The sequence below is a fragment of the Streptomyces nigra genome (genome assembly GCF_003074055.1).
Classification (GTDB): Bacteria; Actinomycetota; Actinomycetes; order Streptomycetales; family Streptomycetaceae; genus Streptomyces; species Streptomyces nigra.
On record NZ_CP029043.1, the window covers coordinates 4,029,781 to 4,046,814 of the forward strand.

Genomic DNA, 17,034 nt, shown 5'->3' on the forward strand with positions numbered 1-17,034 from the left:
CTCCCCGGAACGGTCAGCTGAAGACGATCATCGAGCCCTGCGCCAGACTCCGCGTCGCCGCCGCGTGCAGGCCCAGCCACACATGCCGTTCGCGGGCGAAGGGGCTCGGGTCGTAGGGGGCGGGGACGGCCGGTTCCTCCAGGGCCGTCGGCGCGAGCGGGGGCTGCGGCGCCGCGGGCGGGTTCGCCGGGTCGATGCCGATGACCTGCGCCACCGCCTCCAGTTCACGCAGCAGCGACTGCGAGGAGCCCAGCGGGCCGCCGCCCGCGAGGAGGTCGTCGTCGGCCAGCGGATGCGGGAAGTCGACGGGGACGTAGGCGCCCGCGTGGTCGTAGTGCCAGACCAGATGGGACTGCTGGGCCGTCGACTCGAACATCTCCAGCAACTGCTCGTAGTCGCCGCCGAGTTCGTCGACCGGTGTCACGGGCAGTCCGCACACCTGGAGGAGATAGGCCCGGCGCAGGAAGTGCAGCGCGTCGTAGTCGAAGCCGGCGACCGGGGCGACGTCCCCGGACAGGCCCGGCATGTACTGGTACACCGGCACCGGCGGCAGCCCGGCCTCGGCGAGCACCTTGTTGTATTGCGCGAGTTCCTCGGCGAACGGGTTGTCGGGGGTGTGGCACAACACGTCGACGAGCGGTACCAGCCACAGGTCACAGGCCAAAAGAGGGCTCCTCACACAACGGTCGCACAACGTGGCAAAGGCGTAGCACGGTGGTCAGGGAAGGATAGACAGTGCCGCTCACGGACGTCCCGGCCCGTGCAGGTCCCATACCCATACTCCGTCCACCCATCTGCCGGGCGAGCCCACCAGTTTGCGTACGGTCTCCCGCAGCGCCTCGGCGTGCGGCTGCGGGGCCAGGACGAGCACCCCGGCGAGCCGGGTCCGGGGTCCTCGCGGGCGGTGACGAGTCCGGCGGTGCCGTCGGTGGACCCGTCGTCCACGACGACGATCTCCCAGCCGTCCCACCGGCCGTCCGGGGCGTCGAGGTGCGCGACGACGGTGTCGAGGGTGTGGTCGAGCCGGTCCCGCTCGTTGTAGGCGGGGGCCACCACGGAGAGTTCGGGCGTGCCGAGCCGGGCCGCCGGTCGTCCGTGGACGCCTCCGGCAGGCCGTGCCGGTGGCTCATCCGGCCGCCAGCCGCTCGATCAGGGCGAGCGCCTCCTGATCGTGGGCGGCGATGAGGGCCCGGGCGGTGGCGAGGTCCCGGCGGGCGAGGGCGTCGGTCAGCTCGATGTGACGGGCCCACAGATGCCCGCGCAGATCGTGCAGCCGACGCAGATGCTGCACCGTGCACACCCAGGCCTGGACGCGCAGCCGGTGCAGGAAGTCGGCGAGGTAGGGGTTGCCGAACAGGGCGCCCAACTCCCGCCAGAAGCGCAGGTCGTAGCCGACGAGCACGGTGAGGTCGCCGGCGCCGGCGGCGCGCTGCGCCTCCTCGGCGCGGCGGCGCACCCCGGCGACGGCGGCGGCGACACGCGGGTCGTCCGGGTCGCGGCGGCCCGTCATGTCCCGGTCCAGGACCTGGAACATGCCCTCGATGACCAGCGCGCGGGCCTCGACGATGCCGCGGTGGTCGTCGACGGTGTACTCGTGCACCCGGAAGCCGCGGTGCTGGTCGGCCTCGAGGAGCCCCTGCGCGGACAGGTCGACCAGGGCCTCGCGGACCGGGGTGGCGGAGACGCCGTACTGCTCGGCGATCTCCTTGACGGTGAACTCCCGTCCCGCCTGCAGCCGGCCGGCCAGCACCTCGTCCCGCAGGGCGTCCGCGAGCTGCTGCCGCAGGGTGCTCCGCGTCACGGAGCCGGTGCCGCCGATCCCGGCCATGGTCAGGGCGTCTCCCGTCGATCGCGATGAGGTGGCGTGCACGTGTCCGAGTGCACGTACATGTCTACGAGCACGCCACCTTACGCGTTCGACCGCGACGGGAGTTTTCGCGACGGCACCTTCCTCGCCGGCGTCGCCCCCGGGGCTAATCGGTGAAGGTGTCCGCCACGCTCAGGGCGGCGTCCAGGGCGGCCAGGCCCTCCTTCAGCTCGGCCTCCGAGACATTGCAGGGCGGCACGACATGGGTGCGGTTCATGTTCACGAAGGGCCAGACGCCGTGCTCCTTCGCGGCGGCGGCGAAGGCCGCCATCGGCGCGTTCGCCTCACCCGCCGCGTTGTACGGCACCAGCGGCTCGCGGGTCTCCCGGCTGCGGACCAGCTCGACGGCCCAGAACATGCCGGTGCCGCGCACCTCGCCGACGCTCGGGTGCCGTTCGGCCAGGTCGGCGAGGGCGGGGCCGACGACCGTACGGCCGAGCCGCGCGGCGTTCTCGACGACGCCCTCCTCGGCCATCACCTGGATCGTGGCGACGGCGGCGGCGCAGGCCAGCGGGTGCCCGGAGTAGGTGAGGCCGCCCGGGTAGGGGCGGCGCGCGAAGGTCTGCGCGATCTCCTCGGAGATGGCGACACCGCCGAGCGGCACATAGCCGGAGTTCACGCCCTTGGCGAAGGTCATCAGGTCGGGCACGACGCCGAAGAGGTCGGCGGCGAACCACTCACCGGTCCGTCCGAACCCGGCCATCACCTCGTCCAGGACGAAGACGATCCCGTACTGGTCGCAGATCTCCCGGACCCCGGCGAGGTAGCCGGCCGGCGGGACCATGATCCCGGCCGTGCCGGGGATGGTCTCCAGGATGATCGCGGCGATGGTGCCGGGCCCCTCGAAGGCGATCGTCGTCTCCAGGTGCTCCAGTGCCCGCGCGCACTCCTGCTCCTCGGTCTCGGCGTAGAAGCGGGAGCGGTAGAGGTAGGGCGCCCAGAAGTGCACGACGCCAGCGGTGCCGCTGTCGGACGGCCAGCGGCGCGGGTCGCCGGTGAGGTTCACGGCCTGCTGGGTGCCGCCGTGGTACGAGCGGTACGCCGACAGGACCTTGGGGCGGCCCGTGTGCAGCCGGGCCATCCGGGTGGCGTGCTCCACGGCGTCCGCGCCGCCGTTGGTGAAGAAGATCTTGTTCAGGTCGCCGGGGGTGCGCTCGGCGATCAGCCGGGCCGCCTCCGAGCGCGCCTCGACCGCGAAGGCGGGCGCGAACGTCGTCATCCGCGCGGCCTGCTCCTGGATCGCGGCGACGACCTTCGGGTGCTGGTAGCCGACGTTCGTGTAGACGAGCCCGCTGGTGAAGTCCAGGTAGCGCCTGCCGTCGTAGTCCCAGAAGTACGACCCCTCCGCACCGGCGACGGCGAGCGGGTCGATGAGCTCCTGCGCGGACCAGGAGTGGAACACGTGCGCGCGGTCCGCGGCCTTCACGGCGGCGCCTGCCTGGGGGTGGGGCTGAGGGGTCATGCGCCCGAGGGTAGGGAGGGGCGGCCCGGACGCGGTATCGGCGTCCTGTCCCGCGGTCCGGGGTTTTTGACGACAGGTTGTCCACGTGTGCGGCCGTCCCGCACCGGCATGTGTTGACAGTAGGCTGTCGAAAAGACAGAATACTGTCATGTTCGAGGGTCGGCCATCGTCTCCAGGAGGAGCCATGAGCAGCAGCACCGGCACCACCCGCAAGCCCGTGTACCTCGCCGTCTACGACACCCTCGCCGACTGGGAGACCGGTCACGCCACCGCCCAGCTGGCCCGGGCCGGCCACCCGGTCCGTACCGTCGGCCCCACCACCGAGCCGGTCACGAGCATCGGCGGGCTGCGCGTCCAGCCCGACCTGGCCCTGGCCGACGTCCGGCCGTCCGACGCCGCCCTGCTGATCCTCCCGGGCGCCGACCTGTGGGACGCCGGTGACGACCTCGCGCCCTTCGCCCGCACGGCCCGCGCCTTCCTGGACGCGGGTGTGCCGGTGGCCGCGATCTGCGGGGCGACGGCCGGACTGGCCCGCGAGGGCCTGCTCGACGACCGGGACCACACCAGCGCCGTCTCCTTCTATCTGGCGGCCACCGGATACGGCGGCGGCGAGCGGTACGTCGAGGCCGACGCCGTCACCGACGGGGCGCTCGTCACCGCCGGGCCCACCGAACCCGTCGCCTTCGCCCGGGAGATCCTGCGTCTGCTCCACGTCTACGACGACGAGGCCGTCGACGCCTGGTACCGGCTCTTCCACGACTCCGACGCCGGCGCGTACGCCGTCCTCGAGAAGGCCGGCGTGCTGTGAGCCGGGCCCGTCAGGACCTGCTCAGCCGGAGCGCGCTCGGGGTCTTCCGGCTCAACGGGCAGTTCCTCGCGGTCGCCGAGGAGCTGGCCCGGCCCGCCGGGCTGACGGCCTCCTGGTGGCAGGTGCTCGGGGCGGTCCTGCGCGAGCCCCTGCCCGTCGCCGGGGTGGCCCGCGCCATGGGCATCACCCGGCAGAGCGTGCAGCGCGTCGCCGACCTGCTGGTGGACAAGGGCCTCGCCGAGTACCGGCCCAACCCGGCGCACCGGCGCGCCAAGCTTCTCGCGCCCACCGACGCCGGGCGCGCGGCGGTCGCCCGGATCGACCCCGGCCACGCGGCCTTCGCGGACCGGCTGGCCGAGGCCATGGGGGAGGAGGAGCTCGCGGAGGCCGTCCGCGTCCTGGAACGGCTGTCGGACGTGCTGGAGCGGACCGGCCTGCCCGTTACCGAACCGTAGAGGCCGCCCCGCTCACCCCGCCGGACGCCGCACTATCGTGGGGCCGACGCATAGGCGGGGGCTGTTGGGGGCGTGCGATGAAGAAGCTGGGGCCGGGGGATCCGCCACAGATCGGGGCGTATCGGCTGCTGGCGCGGCTCGGCGCGGGCGGCATGGGGGACGTGTACCTCGCCCGGTCGGACCGCGGGCGCACCGTCGCCGTGAAGCTGGTCAGGCGCGAGCTGGCCGCGCAGGACGAGTTCCGGGCCCGGTTCCGGCAGGAGGTGCGGGCCGCCCGGCAGGTCGGCGGGTTCTGGACCGCGCCCGTGCTCGACGCGGACACCGAGGCCGAGGTGCCCTGGGTCGCCACCGGCTATGTCGCCGGGCCGAGCCTGCAGCAGGTCGTCGGCCATGACCACGGGGCGCTGCCCGAGCGGTCGGTGCGGATCCTGGCGGCCGGTCTCGCACACGCCCTGCAGGACATCCACGCCGCCGGGATAGTGCACCGCGACCTCAAGCCGTCCAACGTCCTCGTCACCATCGACGGGCCCCGCGTCATCGACTTCGGCATCGCCCGGGCGCTGGAGTCGGTCGACGAGACCGGCCTCACCCGCACCGGCTCGCTCATCGGCTCGCCCGGCTTCATGGCGCCCGAGCAGGTGCGCGGCGACCGGATCACCCCGGCCTGCGACGTGTTCTGCCTCGGCTCGGTGCTCGCGTACGCCGCCACCGGCCGGCTGCCCTTCGGCTCGATCGAGAGCGGGGCGCACGCCGTGATGTTCCGTATCGCCCAGGACGAGCCCGACCTCGAGGGCGTGCCCGAGGGGATCGCCGAACTGGTCCGCGACTGCCTGCGCAAGGCGCCGGAGGCCCGGCCCTCGCTGGACGTGATCCTGGAGCGCACGGGCGCCGAGGACACCGTCTCCGGGGGCCGCTCCCGTGACCCCTGGCTGCCGAGCGCCCTGGTCGCCCAGCTCGGACGGCACGCGGTACGGCTGCTGGACGCGGAGGACCCGGTGCCGGCGCCCGCCCCGGCACCGGCTGGTCCGGCGGGGGGCGGTGCGCCTTCGGCCCCGGCAGCCGGAAAGGCCGCCCCTGCCGCGGCACCGGGCCCGGCCTCCTCCGGCCCCGCATCCCCGCAAGCCCCCGCACGGCCCGCTGCCGCGACCCCGGGCACGCCCGCCGGTCCCGTGTCCCAGGGCGCCCCCTCGGGCCCCGCCCCCGAGGAACCCACCCCCGCCGCCTCCCCGAGCACGCCCCCGCCGGTCCGGCGACGCCCCCGCACCAGCTGCCGACCGTCGCCGCCCGGCAGGGCGGTCCCAGCACCCCGCCGCCGGGCCCGCCCGGCACACCCGGCCGGTCCGGCCCGCCGAGTACACCCGCCCCGGCCCACCCCGGCTACGGCGTCCCGCAGCAGCATCCGCAGCAGCACGCGTACGGCTATCCGCCGGCCGGCCCCAACCCGTCGTACCCGCAGGCGTCCCACGGGCAGGCCCCCGCGCTCGGCGCCACCCCGGCGTACGGGCCGACCCCGCCGTACGGCCCGGGTTCGCCGTACGGGCCCCCGGCGGCGTACGACCCGGCCTACCCGGTCCCGCCCGAGGGCGGGGGCCGTGGTGGGCGGTCCACCGTGGTGCTGGTGATCGTGGCCCTGGTCGTGGCGCTCGCCGCGGGCGGCTCGGTCTACGCGATGATGAGCGGCGGTCACGAGGACGAGGGCGGCGGCCGGCCGACCCCCGCGCCCACCACCGCCGGTGCCACCAAGGACCCTTCCGGCGATCCGACGACCGCGTCCCCGACGCCGTCCCCGAGCGAGTCGGCGGACGACGGCGCGATCCCCGCCGAGATGCTGGGCACCTGGACCGCCTCGATCGCCGGCGCCGACGGAGCGAGCGGCCGCCGGCTGACCCTGAGGCAGGGCGAGGTGGGCGACACCGTCCTCACCCTCGTCGCCGACGGGCCCGCCGGGAGCGGCACCTACCACTGCGAGTTCAGCGCGGCGCTGTCCGCCGAGCCCAACCCGGACGGCACGCTGCCGATCGGCCCGTCCACGGTGACCGTCGGCGAGGCCCCCACCTGCTCCCCGGGCAAGGCCACGCAGATCAGGCTGCTGCCCGACGGCAGGCTGGAGCGCGTGACCGTGGGCAGCGGCGAGAAGCTGACCTACACGAAGCAGTGAGGGGTCAGCGGGGCTCGGGCGGCCGCTGACGGGGCATGTTCGGGCGCGCGCCGTTCGCCGGGGGGACCGGGAAACGGCCGCCGCCCGCCCCGGCGTCCTGCCGGGCGCCGCCGGACAGCGCCGACTGGATGCCCAGGGGCGCCGAGCCGGTGCGGAACTCCACCATCCAGTCCGCCGTCTCCGCCCGGACCAGCTCGTTGAGGTCCTCCGAGAACCGCCGCAGCACGCCCAGGCACCGCTCGGCCGCCTCGCTCGCCGTGCCCTCGGCGGGGCCCAGGACCTCGCGGACGTTCTCCGTCGCCCAGTCGAACTGGAGCGCCTGCAGCCGCCGCTGGACGGCCTGGGCCGTGGCGACGTCCCTTATCCAGCCGGACGTCACCCCGAAGAACCGATCGGCCGCGACACACGCGACGCCGAGCAGCAGCGCCAGATACCCCCAGCGCGCCGCCCCGTCCGCGACCTCCGTCAGATCGAGCAGCGGGAGCGCCGCCCCGACGACCGCGCCCGCGGCCGCGCCGCCGCGCAGCGCCCTGGCCCCGCGCCGCTTCCACACCCGGTCCCCGAGGTACCAGGTGGCGGTCTCCAGCGCCCTGTGCTCCACCCACCGGTACAGCTCGTGCAACCGCACCGCGGGCTCCCCCCAGTCCCCGAGCGGGAAGGCCCGCCCCGTCAGATCGCCCGGCCGAAGTCCGGTCGCCCCCTCGCCGCCCCACCCGTCCTGCGGCGACCTCTCGGGCTGCATCTCCGGCTGACCCACCCGGCACTCCCTACTGATCACGGTGCGTGGGACGTGCGCGCCGGGTACGACCCCCGTGGCGCACGGAACGTCACGCGACACCTGAGGCTGACGCGCCGGACCCTTCCTACCGCCCAATGGGTGGCGAAGAGATGTCTTTCGCGTCTTTTCCGCCCGGAAGTGGGTCTTGATCAGGTATAGGACGCCAGTTCAACCGAGTTCCACTCACTCGAAAGAGTGCCGGGGCGACGGCCGCCCGGAGCACGTAGGCTCGTCCTGAACGGGAAAGCCGTACAGACGCGAGGAGCCGACGTGATCCCCGGTGGTGGCCAGCCGAACATGCAGCAGCTGCTCCAGCAGGCGCAGAAGATGCAACAGGATCTTCAGCGCGCGCAGGAGGAGCTGGCGCAGACCGAGGTCGAGGGCCAGGCCGGCGGCGGCCTGGTGCGGGCCACCGTGACGGGCTCCGGCGAGCTGAGGTCGCTGAAGATCGACCCGAAGGCGGTCGACCCGGAGGACACCGAGACGCTGGCCGATCTGGTCGTCGCCGCCGTCCAGGCCGCCAACGAGAACGCGCAGACCCTCCAGCAGCAGAAGCTGGGCCCGCTGGCGCAGGGGCTGGGCGGCGGAGGCCTGCCCGGTCTGCCCTTCTGACCCCGGCGCGTCATCCGCCGCCTTCCACCGGCGGGTGCGCGCCAACTACCGTACGTACCAAGTGAACCCAGGAAGGACGGCAGTCCGTTGTACGAAGGCGTGGTCCAGGACCTCATCGACGAGCTGGGGCGGCTCCCCGGCGTCGGTCCCAAGAGCGCGCAGCGGATCGCCTTCCACATCCTCCAGGCGGAACCGACGGACGTACGGCGCCTCGCTCAGGCCCTCATGGAGGTCAAGGCGAAGGTCCGCTTCTGCGCGACGTGCGGGAACGTCGCGCAGGAGGAGCTGTGCAACATCTGCCGCGACACCCGCCGCGACCCCTCGGTCATCTGTGTGGTCGAGGAGCCCAAGGACGTCGTGGCGATCGAGCGGACCCGTGAGTTCCGGGGCCGCTACCACGTGCTGGGCGGCGCGATCAGCCCCATCGAGGGCGTCGGCCCGGACGATCTGCGGATACGGGAACTCCTCGCGAGGCTGGCGGACGGGACGGTCACCGAGCTGATCCTGGCCACGGACCCGAACCTCGAGGGCGAGGCCACGGCCACCTATCTCGCGCGCATGATCAAGCCCATGGGCCTGAAGGTCACCCGCCTGGCCAGCGGCCTCCCGGTGGGTGGCGACCTGGAATACGCGGACGAGGTCACCCTCGGCCGCGCCTTCGAGGGGAGACGACTCCTAGATGTCTGACGCCACGCTGCACGCGACAGAGCCGAACCCGGACGACTTCGCGGTCCAGATCGCGGACCAGATCGAGAGTTTCCTGGTCGCGGTGACGGAGGTCGCGAAGGGCGACGAGCCGGGCTCGACGGTGCCCTTCCTCCTGCTGGAGGTCTCCCAGCTGCTGCTGGCCGGCGGCCGTCTCGGCGCCCACGAGGACATCGTCCCCGACGAGCGCTACGAGCCCGACCTGGGCCCCGAGCAGGACGTGGACGAGCTCCGCGAGAACCTCGCCCGCCTGCTGGACCCCGTGGACGTCTACTCCGAGGTCTTCGACCCCTACGAGCCCCGCAGGGCGCCGGTGCCGGCCCGGATCTCCGACGACCTGGCCGACGTCATCGCCGACCTGCGGCACGGCATGGCGCACTACCGCGCCGGGCGCACCGCCGAGGCCCTGTGGTGGTGGCAGTTCTCCTACTTCTCCAACTGGGGCTCCACGGCGTCGGCGACCCTGCGCGCGCTGCACTCCGTCCTCGCCCACATCCGGCTCGACCAGCCGCTGGAGGAGCTGGACGGCCTGGACACCGACCAGGGCGTGATGGGCGACGAGACCCTGGAGTTCGAGGCCGGCCGGGTCATGCAGCAGGAGATCGGCGGCCAGCTCGGGATGCGTTCGGCCCCGTAGCGGGGCGTCCGGCGGGCGCTCCTTTCCGTCGCACGTCCCGGAGTGACCTCCCCCACTTTCGGAGTGCCCGGCGCCCGACCGGGCAGGGACTAGCCCGGAGCTACCCCGCCCGACCGGGCAGGGACCATCCCGGAGCTACCGAATCTCACCATCTGGGAACCCGATGGTCGTTTTCGGACGCTCGGTAAACTGAGCCGACACACACGGACTGAGCGAGGAGCGCACGTGGGCCTTGTCGTGCAGAAGTACGGAGGCTCCTCCGTAGCCGATGCCGAGGGCATCAAGCGCGTCGCCAAGCGGATCGTGGAAGCCAAGAAGAACGGCCACCAGGTGGTCGCCGTGGTTTCCGCGATGGGCGACACGACGGACGAGCTGATCGATCTCGCCGAGCAGGTATCCCCGATGCCTGCCGGGCGCGAGCTCGACATGCTGCTGACCGCCGGAGAGCGGATCTCCATGGCCCTGCTGGCCATGGCGATCAAAAACCTGGGCCACTCCGCCCAGTCGTTCACGGGCAGCCAGGCAGGTGTCATCACCGACTCGGTCCACAACAAGGCCCGGATCATCGACGTCACCCCGGGCCGCATCCGGACGTCGGTCGACGAGGGCAACATCGCGATCGTCGCCGGCTTCCAGGGCGTGAGCCAGGACAGCAAGGACATCACCACGCTGGGCCGCGGCGGGTCCGACACCACCGCCGTCGCGCTGGCCGCCGCCCTCGACGCCGAGGTGTGCGAGATCTACACCGACGTCGACGGCGTGTTCACCGCCGACCCGCGCGTGGTCGGCAAGGCGAGGAAGATCGACTGGATCTCCTTCGAGGACATGCTGGAGCTGGCGGCGTCCGGCTCGAAGGTGCTGCTCCACCGCTGTGTGGAGTACGCCCGCCGTTACAACATCCCGATCCACGTCCGGTCCAGCTTCAGCGGGCTGCAGGGCACGTGGGTCAGCAGCGAGCCGATTCAGCGAGGGGACAAGCAGGTGGAGCAGGCCATCATCTCGGGGGTCGCGCACGACACGTCCGAGGCCAAGGTCACGGTCGTCGGTGTGCCGGACAAGCCGGGCGAGGCCGCCGCGATCTTCCGTGCGATCTCCGACGCCGAGATCAACATCGACATGATCGTGCAGAACGTGTCCGCGGCCTCCACGGGCCTGACGGACATCTCCTTCACGCTGCCGAAGTCCGAGGGCCGCAAGGCCATCGACGCGCTCGAGAAGAGCCGCTCGCGCATCGGCTTCGACTCCCTGCGCTACGACGACCAGATCGGCAAGATCTCCCTCGTCGGCGCCGGTATGAAGACCAACCCGGGCGTCACGGCCGACTTCTTCAAGGCGCTGTCCGACGCGGGCGTCAACATCGAGCTGATCTCCACCTCGGAGATCCGTATCTCGGTCGTCACCCGCGCCGACGACGTCAACGAGGCCGTGCGCGCCGTGCACACCGCCTTCGGCCTGGACTCCGACAGCGACGAGGCTGTCGTGTACGGAGGCACCGGGCGCTGATGGCCCCCCTGGGATCACGCCGCCCGACGCTCGCCGTCGTGGGGGCGACCGGAGCCGTCGGCTCGGTCATGCTCCAGATCCTGTCCCAGCGCGCGGACATCTGGGGTGAGATCCGTCTGATCGCCTCCCCGCGCTCGGCCGGCCGCAAGCTGGCCGTGCGCGGGGAGGAGGTCGAGGTGGTGGCGCTCACCGAGGAGGCCTTCGACGGCGTCGACATCGCCATGTTCGACGTGCCGGACGACGTGGCCGCCCGGTGGGCGCCGGTCGCCACCGCCCGGGGTGCCGTGGTGGTGGACAACTCGGGCGCCTTCCGGATGGACCCGGAGGTGCCCCTCGTCGTCCCCGAGGTCAATCCGCACGCGGTGCGGATGCGGCCGCGCGGGATCGTCTCCAACCCCAACTGCACGACCCTCTCCATGATCGTGGCCCTCGGCGCGCTGCACGCCGAGTTCGGGCTGCGCTCCCTCGTCGCCTCCTCCTACCAGGCGGTGAGCGGGGCCGGCCGGGCCGGCGTCGACACCCTGCGCCGGCAGCTCTCCCTGGTCGCCGGCACCGAGCTGGGGACCAGTCCCGGCGACGTACGGCGGGCCGTCGGCGACGACACCGGGCCGTTCCCGGAGCCGGTCGCGCTGAACGTCGTGCCGTGGGCCGGATCGCCGCGCGAGGACGGCTGGTCGTCGGAGGAGATGAAGGTGCGGGACGAGTCCCGCAAGATCCTCGGCCTGCCCCAGCTGCCGGTCGCGGTGACCTGCGTCCGCGTCCCGGTGCTGACCGGGCACTCGCTGACCCTGCACGCCCGCTTCGAGGGCGAGGTCACCGTCGCCAAGGCCCGCGAGATCCTGGCCACCGCGCCCGGGGTCGTGCTCTACGACGACCCCGAGGCGGGCGAGTTCCCCACCCCCGCCGACATCGTGGGCACCGACCCGACCTGGGTGGGCCGGGTGCGGCGCGCCCTCGACGACCCCACCGCCCTGGAGCTCTTCGTCTGCGGCGACAACCTCCGCAAGGGCGCCGCGCTCAACACCGCGCAGATCGCCGAACTGGTGGCCGCGGAAATCGGCTGAAGGCCCGCCGCCGCATTTGTAGGATCTGTGAGAACAATGTGAGCCGATCGATGGTCCTGGCCCCTTGATCAGGACCATCGCGGCGACAGAAGATTTTTCTCCCCGCGCCTGCAACCGCTTGCAGGGCGGGGAGCGTCTTTGCGGTCGCCCTCAAGAGCGCGAGGACGCGTTTTTCCGGCGTGGGGACGCCACGAGCAGGCGTGGGGACGCCCGTTCACAGATGAGGCACAAGGGAAGAGCGGGTAGGCATGTGGGCGTTTGACGCACGGTCGGTCGTGCTGCCTGGCACGAGAGGGCCGGTGGCGGCGACTGACGCAAAAGTGACGTCCGGCACGTACAACCCTCCAGGGGGGACGCGTGTCCAACAGGCGTGGCAGAGGTTCTCGACTTCAGCGCGGCGACCCGCGGTACGGCCCTACGGCCGCCCCGCCGTCCCGTCCGACCCCGCATGCCCGGTGCGCCCGGCGGCATGCCGGTGATCGCGCCCATGCCCGCAGCGCGGCCGACCCGCATCCCCAGTCAGCGTGACGGTTCCGAGGCGGAGAGCGCCGCGGCGGCCGGGACGACCGTCGACCACCTCACCGAGACCTATCGGGCGCACTACCGCTCGCTGCTGGGCCTCGCGGCGCTCCTGCTCGACGACACCGCCTCCTGCGAGGACGTCGTCCAGGAGGCGTTCATCCGGGTCCACTCCGCGCGCAAACGCGTCCGGGACCCCGAGAAGACGCTCGCCTACCTGCGCCAGACCGTGGTCAACCTGTCCCGCTCCGCCCTGCGCCGCCGCATACTCGGCCTGAAGCTGCTGTCGAAGCCGATGCCCGACATGGCGAGCGCCGAGGAGGGGGCCTACGACCAGCTGGAGCGCGACTCCCTCATCAAGGCGATGAAGGGCCTGCAGCGCCGCCAGCGCGAGGTACTGGTCCTGCGGTACTTCGCGGACATGACCGAGGCGCAGGTCGCCGAGACGCTCGGCATCTCGCTGGGCTCGGTCAAGGCGTACGGCTCGCGCGGCATCGCGGCGCTGCGGGTCGCGATGGAGGCGCCGGCATGAGCGGGGACCACAGCGGGCCGCATGAGCGCCCCGAGGAGCATCAGCCGAAGCAATCGCACGCTGGGAACGGAACTGTGAACCACGGCCCCGACGACCAGGGCCCCGCCGACGGGCTCGACTCGGACGAGCTGGCACTGCGCCGCATATTGCACGACGCGGTCCAGGAGATCGAACCGCGCGACGGCACGCTGGAGCATCTGCGCCGGGCGGTGCCGGCCCGCCGGGCCCGTAAGCGGCAGGCGCTGGTCGGCGCGGCGGCGGCGGTCCTCTTCGTGGGCACCGCGGTCCCGGCCCTGGTGCACGTGTCGAACTCCGGCGGCGCCCACGTCAACTCCTCGAACGCCGGGCACGGCGAGCAGGCGCAGGGCGGGGCCGGCCAGGGCAAGGAGACGCAGGGCGGCGAGGGCACGTCCGGCGGCTCCTCCGGCGGCGGCCACGGCGAGGGCCAGGGCGGCGGCAAGGACAAGGACAAGGGTGACGGCGCCGCCCAGGGCACCGGCTCGGGAGGCGCCGACGACCCGCTGGCCACCAGCACGGCCGGGGTTCCGGCGTGCACGGCCGGGCAGCTGGGCGTCGCAGGCCAGGAGGCGGGCGTCCCCGACTCGTCCGGCGCGGTGTACGGCACCTTCCGCTTCAGCAACACCTCCACGGCCGACTGCACGGTGGCCGGCCCGGGCACGGTGTCGGTGTCCCCGGCGGGCGCGGCGGACGGCACCAAGATCGGTCAGCTCCGGCATGTCGCCGGTGACCCGGCGGCCGGTCTGCCCGACCCGTCCCAGGAGGTCGCCGCCTTCGTCCTGAAGCCCGGTGGCTCGTACGAGGTGAAGTTCGCCTGGGTGCCGTCGGAGACCTGCCCCTCGACGGGGGAGAGCAACGGCGGCGGTTCCGGCGGTCCGGACCCGACCCCCGACCCGACCCCGTCCGAGGGCACGGGCGCGGGCGGCACCACCACCGGCACCTCGACGGGCGGCGACACCGGCACCTCCACCCAGCTGCTGGGCGAGGACCCGACGGCCGACGGAAGCGTCACGGTGTCCAACACCACGGAGGCCGCCGCGCCGACGGCCGCGGTGACGGTGTCCAACGCCTGCGCGGGGACCGTCTACTGGACGGGCGTACTGCCGGGGGCGTAAAGCCGTGAGCGGTCAGGCGCCGGCCTTCTCCGGCGCCGGGCCGGCGTCCGGCAGGAGGCCGAGCTCCGCGTCCCGCGCGGCCTCCACCTCGCGGCGCAGCAGCCGGAACCACATGAAGACCACGAAGCCCGCGAAGACGAACCACTCGCCGGTGTAGCCGAGGTTCTGGAACGCCTTCAGGTCCAGGCCCGAGTCGTTGACGGTCGCGACCGGCACCGCCTTCATCCCGGAGTCGGCCTTCGTGAGGGTGATCCAGGCGTCGTAGACGTCGTACGGCACCAGGTTGACCAGGGAGGCGGCGCTGATCGCCGCGGTCTGGCCGGCGGGCAGGCCGCCCCGTGCGGGGACGCCGTTCTCGCCGGGCACCTCGGAGGCCTGCAGCGCCCCGGTGACGGTGACCTCGCCGGTGGGGGCGGCGGGGGCCGCGGCCGGGTCGGCGGCGCCGGGCAGCCAGCCGCGGACGACCGGGAGGGCCCTGCCGTCGGCGGTGCGCAGCAGGGTGACGACATAGGTGCCGCGTTCGCCGTCGAGCTTGCGGTCGGGGACGAGGAACTGCTCGGCGTACCGGCCGCGGGCGGTGACCTGGCGGCCCACGGTCTCCTTGTCCACAGGCAGCAGCTCGGCGAGCGGCCGGGCGGGCTCACGCCGGTTCTCCGCGGCCCGGTCGCCGGCGCCGCGGTGGTCCTCCACCCGGTCCTCGAACCGGCCGAGCTGCCAGGACCCCATGAACACGCAGAAGGGGATGGCGAGCAGCACGAAGACGTTGATCCCCCACCAGCGGGGCGTCAGCAGAAACCGGTACACGCCCATAACGGTACGGGGCGGCGGGGCGGCGGCGGGGCGCGGGGTGCGGTCGTGGCCGGGCGCGCGGGAAGTTTTCCACAGGCTGGGGATCCCGGCCGCACGATGTCGTCCGGACCAGGCACTATGGGGTCATGACTGAGAGCCACGGGTCCGCTTCGCGGGATCACCGGAAGCAGGACGAGGACATGCCGGACTGGGAGCGGCGCTTCAGGGCGCCCCGGGTGTCGCTTCCCGACTGGGCGGAGGACGCCCCGGACCGCTCGCTGTTCGTGTCGAACGCGACGGGCACGTACGAGCTGTACGCGTGGGACCGGGCGACCGGTGAGCAGCGCCAGGTGACCGACCGCCCGAACGGCACGACGGACGGCGTGCTCTCCCCGGACGGCGCGTGGATCTGGTGGTTCGACGACAAGGACGGCGACGAGTTCGGCGTCTGGCGCCGCCAGCCCTTCGACGGCGGCGAGGACGAGCTCGCGGCGCCCGGCCTGGACGCCTCCTACCCGGCGGGCCTCGCCCTCGGCCGGGACGGCAGGACCGCGGTCGTCGGCCGCTCCACCGACGAGGAGGGCACCACGATCCATCTGGCGCGCACGGGCGAGCCGCCGGTGGAGATCTACCGGCACCGCGAGTCCGCGGGCGTCGGCGACTTCTCGCACGACGGCACCCTGATCGCCGTCGAGCACACCGAGCACGGCGACGCCATGCACGCGGCGCTGCGGGTGCTGCGCCCGGACGGCTCGACGGTCGCCGAGCTGGACGACACCAAGGGCGGCACCGAGGAGCTGGGCCTGGAGGTGCTGGGCTTCGCCCCGGTGGTCGGCGACGCGCGGCTGCTCGTCGGTCATCAGCGGCGCGGCCGCTGGGAGCCGCTGGTGTGGGACGTGGCGACCGGCGAGGAGACGGACCTGGCGCTGGAGCTGCCGGGCGACGTCAGCGCGGAGTGGTACCCGGACGGGACGGGTCTGCTGATCGTGCACAGCTTCGAGGCCCGCAGCGAGCTGTTCCGGTACGACCTGGGGCGCCGGGCGCTGGAGCGGATCGACACCCCGGCCGGCTCGGTGTCGGGGGCGACGGCCCGGCCCGACGGCAGCGTCGAGTACCTGTGGTCGTCGGCGGCCGAGCCGTCGGCCGTGCGGTCCACGACCGGCCGGGTCGTCCTCGACCCGCCCGGCATGAGGTCCCCGGGCTCGGTCCCGGTGGAGGACGTGTGGGTGGAGGGCCCGGGCGGCCGTATCCACGCGCTGGTGCAGCGGCCGGCCGGCGCCGAGGGCCCGCTGCCGACGGTCTTCGACATCCACGGCGGCCCGACCTGGCACGACAGCGACTCGTTCGCGGCCGGCCCGGCGGCCTGGGTGGACCACGGCTACGCGGTCGTACGGGTCAACTACCGGGGCTCCACCGGCTACGGGCGGGCCTGGACGGACGCGCTGAAGCACCGGGTGGGTCTGATCGAGCTGGAGGACGTCGCGGCGGTCCGGGAGTGGGCGGTCTCCTCCGGTCTCGCCGACCCCGAGCGGCTGATCCTGACCGGCGGCTCCTGGGGCGGCTATCTGACGCTCCTCGGCCTCGGCACCCAGCCGGACGCGTGGACGCTGGGCATCGCGGCGGTCCCGGTCGCCGACTACGTCACGGCGTACCACGACGAGATGGAGGCACTGAAGGCCATGGACCGCACCCTCCTGGGCGGCACGCCCGAGGAGGTGCCCGAGCGGTTCGAGGCGTCGTCCCCGCTGACCTATGTGGACCGGGTGAAGGCCCCGGTCTACATCTCGGCGGGGGTCAACGACCCGCGCTGCCCGATCCGTCAGGTCGACAACTACGTCAAGCGGCTGGAGGCGCGCGGCGCCGTGCACGAGGTGTACCGCTATGACGCGGGGCACGGCTCGCTGGTCGTGGACGAGCGGATCAAGCAGGTGCGGCTGGAGCTGGACTTCGCCGAGCGGCACCTTCCCGCGCGCGGCAAGTAGAACGCGCGGGAAGCCGAAGCAGCGGCCGGG

Annotated in this window: 16 protein-coding genes and 1 pseudogene; 11 read left to right on the plus strand and 6 right to left on the minus strand. The window is 73.2% G+C overall.

Going from position 1 to position 17,034, the window contains the following annotated elements; all coding sequences use genetic code 11:
* Positions 1 to 13 precede the first annotated feature (13 nt).
* The 4 genes from DC008_RS18685 to DC008_RS18700 all read right to left on the minus strand — a co-directional run bounded on the left by DC008_RS18685 (position 14) and on the right by DC008_RS18700 (position 3,329).
* The gene (locus tag DC008_RS18685) at positions 14 to 664 is read right to left on the minus strand and encodes a phospholipase D-like domain-containing protein (RefSeq protein ID WP_108707958.1); all 651 of its coding nucleotides are present in this window, start codon (positions 662 to 664) and stop codon (positions 14 to 16) included.
* Between the two features lie 11 nt (positions 665 to 675).
* Positions 676 to 1,056, minus strand: a complete 381-nt coding sequence (locus tag DC008_RS35995) for a glycosyltransferase (protein WP_308313347.1) — start codon at positions 1,054 to 1,056, stop codon at positions 676 to 678.
* Positions 1,057 to 1,126: 70 nt separating this feature from the next.
* Positions 1,127 to 1,828: a GntR family transcriptional regulator gene (locus tag DC008_RS18695; RefSeq protein ID WP_108707959.1), complete on the minus strand. Its 702-nt coding sequence runs from the start codon at positions 1,826 to 1,828 to the stop codon at positions 1,127 to 1,129.
* A gap of 145 nt (positions 1,829 to 1,973) precedes the next feature.
* Positions 1,974 to 3,329 carry an aspartate aminotransferase family protein gene (locus DC008_RS18700; protein ID WP_108707960.1) on the minus strand — a complete coding sequence of 452 codons (1,356 nt, stop codon included), beginning with the start codon at positions 3,327 to 3,329 and terminating at the stop codon, positions 1,974 to 1,976.
* A 184-nt stretch (positions 3,330 to 3,513) separates the two neighbouring features.
* On the opposite strand from DC008_RS18700, the gene DC008_RS18705 reads away from it, so the two are divergent.
* The 3 genes and pseudogenes from DC008_RS18705 to DC008_RS18715 all read left to right on the plus strand — a co-directional run bounded on the left by DC008_RS18705 (position 3,514) and on the right by DC008_RS18715 (position 6,750).
* Positions 3,514 to 4,137: a type 1 glutamine amidotransferase family protein gene (locus tag DC008_RS18705; protein WP_108707961.1), complete on the plus strand. Its 624-nt coding sequence runs from the start codon at positions 3,514 to 3,516 to the stop codon at positions 4,135 to 4,137.
* Positions 4,134 to 4,592, plus strand: coding sequence for a MarR family winged helix-turn-helix transcriptional regulator (locus DC008_RS18710; protein ID WP_108707962.1), 459 nt, complete (start codon positions 4,134 to 4,136; stop codon positions 4,590 to 4,592). The genes DC008_RS18705 and DC008_RS18710 overlap by 4 nt, the downstream gene beginning before the upstream one ends.
* 77 nt (positions 4,593 to 4,669) lie before the next feature.
* Positions 4,670 to 6,750 (plus strand): annotated as a pseudogene (locus DC008_RS18715) (serine/threonine-protein kinase).
* Between the two features lie 4 nt (positions 6,751 to 6,754).
* Here DC008_RS18715 and DC008_RS18720 read toward each other — a convergent pair.
* Positions 6,755 to 7,507: an SLATT domain-containing protein gene (locus DC008_RS18720; protein WP_108707963.1), complete on the minus strand. Its 753-nt coding sequence runs from the start codon at positions 7,505 to 7,507 to the stop codon at positions 6,755 to 6,757.
* Between the two features lie 291 nt (positions 7,508 to 7,798).
* On the opposite strand from DC008_RS18720, the gene DC008_RS18725 reads away from it, so the two are divergent.
* The 7 genes from DC008_RS18725 to DC008_RS18755 all read left to right on the plus strand — a co-directional run bounded on the left by DC008_RS18725 (position 7,799) and on the right by DC008_RS18755 (position 14,233).
* Entirely contained in the window at positions 7,799 to 8,140 is a 342-nt protein-coding gene (locus tag DC008_RS18725) for a YbaB/EbfC family nucleoid-associated protein (protein WP_108707964.1), read from the plus strand.
* An 87-nt stretch (positions 8,141 to 8,227) separates the two neighbouring features.
* The gene (gene recR / locus DC008_RS18730) at positions 8,228 to 8,827 is read left to right on the plus strand and encodes a recombination mediator RecR (protein ID WP_055536881.1); all 600 of its coding nucleotides are present in this window, start codon (positions 8,228 to 8,230) and stop codon (positions 8,825 to 8,827) included.
* Positions 8,820 to 9,482: a DUF5063 domain-containing protein gene (locus tag DC008_RS18735; protein WP_108707965.1), complete on the plus strand. Its 663-nt coding sequence runs from the start codon at positions 8,820 to 8,822 to the stop codon at positions 9,480 to 9,482. Before recR ends, DC008_RS18735 begins: the two co-directional genes overlap by 8 nt.
* Positions 9,483 to 9,707: 225 nt before the next feature.
* On the plus strand, positions 9,708 to 10,985 hold the full coding sequence (locus DC008_RS18740; RefSeq protein ID WP_055621265.1) for an aspartate kinase: 1,278 nt from the start codon (positions 9,708 to 9,710) through the stop codon (positions 10,983 to 10,985).
* A complete protein-coding gene (locus DC008_RS18745; RefSeq protein ID WP_108707966.1) occupies positions 10,985 to 12,049 on the plus strand; it encodes an aspartate-semialdehyde dehydrogenase in 1,065 nt (354 codons plus the stop codon). Before DC008_RS18740 ends, DC008_RS18745 begins: the two co-directional genes overlap by 1 nt.
* A gap of 448 nt (positions 12,050 to 12,497) precedes the next feature.
* Entirely contained in the window at positions 12,498 to 13,100 is a 603-nt protein-coding gene (locus tag DC008_RS18750) for a SigE family RNA polymerase sigma factor (protein ID WP_086866933.1), read from the plus strand.
* A gap of 74 nt (positions 13,101 to 13,174) precedes the next feature.
* On the plus strand, positions 13,175 to 14,233 hold the full coding sequence (locus tag DC008_RS18755) for a hypothetical protein (protein WP_108707967.1): 1,059 nt from the start codon (positions 13,175 to 13,177) through the stop codon (positions 14,231 to 14,233).
* Positions 14,234 to 14,245: 12 nt separating this feature from the next.
* On the opposite strand, the gene DC008_RS18760 is transcribed toward DC008_RS18755, so the two are convergent.
* Entirely contained in the window at positions 14,246 to 15,037 is a 792-nt protein-coding gene (locus DC008_RS18760; RefSeq protein ID WP_208645919.1) for an SURF1 family protein, read from the minus strand.
* Between the two features lie 131 nt (positions 15,038 to 15,168).
* On the opposite strand from DC008_RS18760, the gene DC008_RS18765 reads away from it, so the two are divergent.
* Positions 15,169 to 17,004 (plus strand): S9 family peptidase, encoded by a 1,836-nt coding sequence (locus DC008_RS18765; RefSeq protein WP_108707969.1) that lies wholly within the window; start codon positions 15,169 to 15,171, stop codon positions 17,002 to 17,004.
* The last annotated feature ends 30 nt before the right edge of the window (positions 17,005 to 17,034 follow it).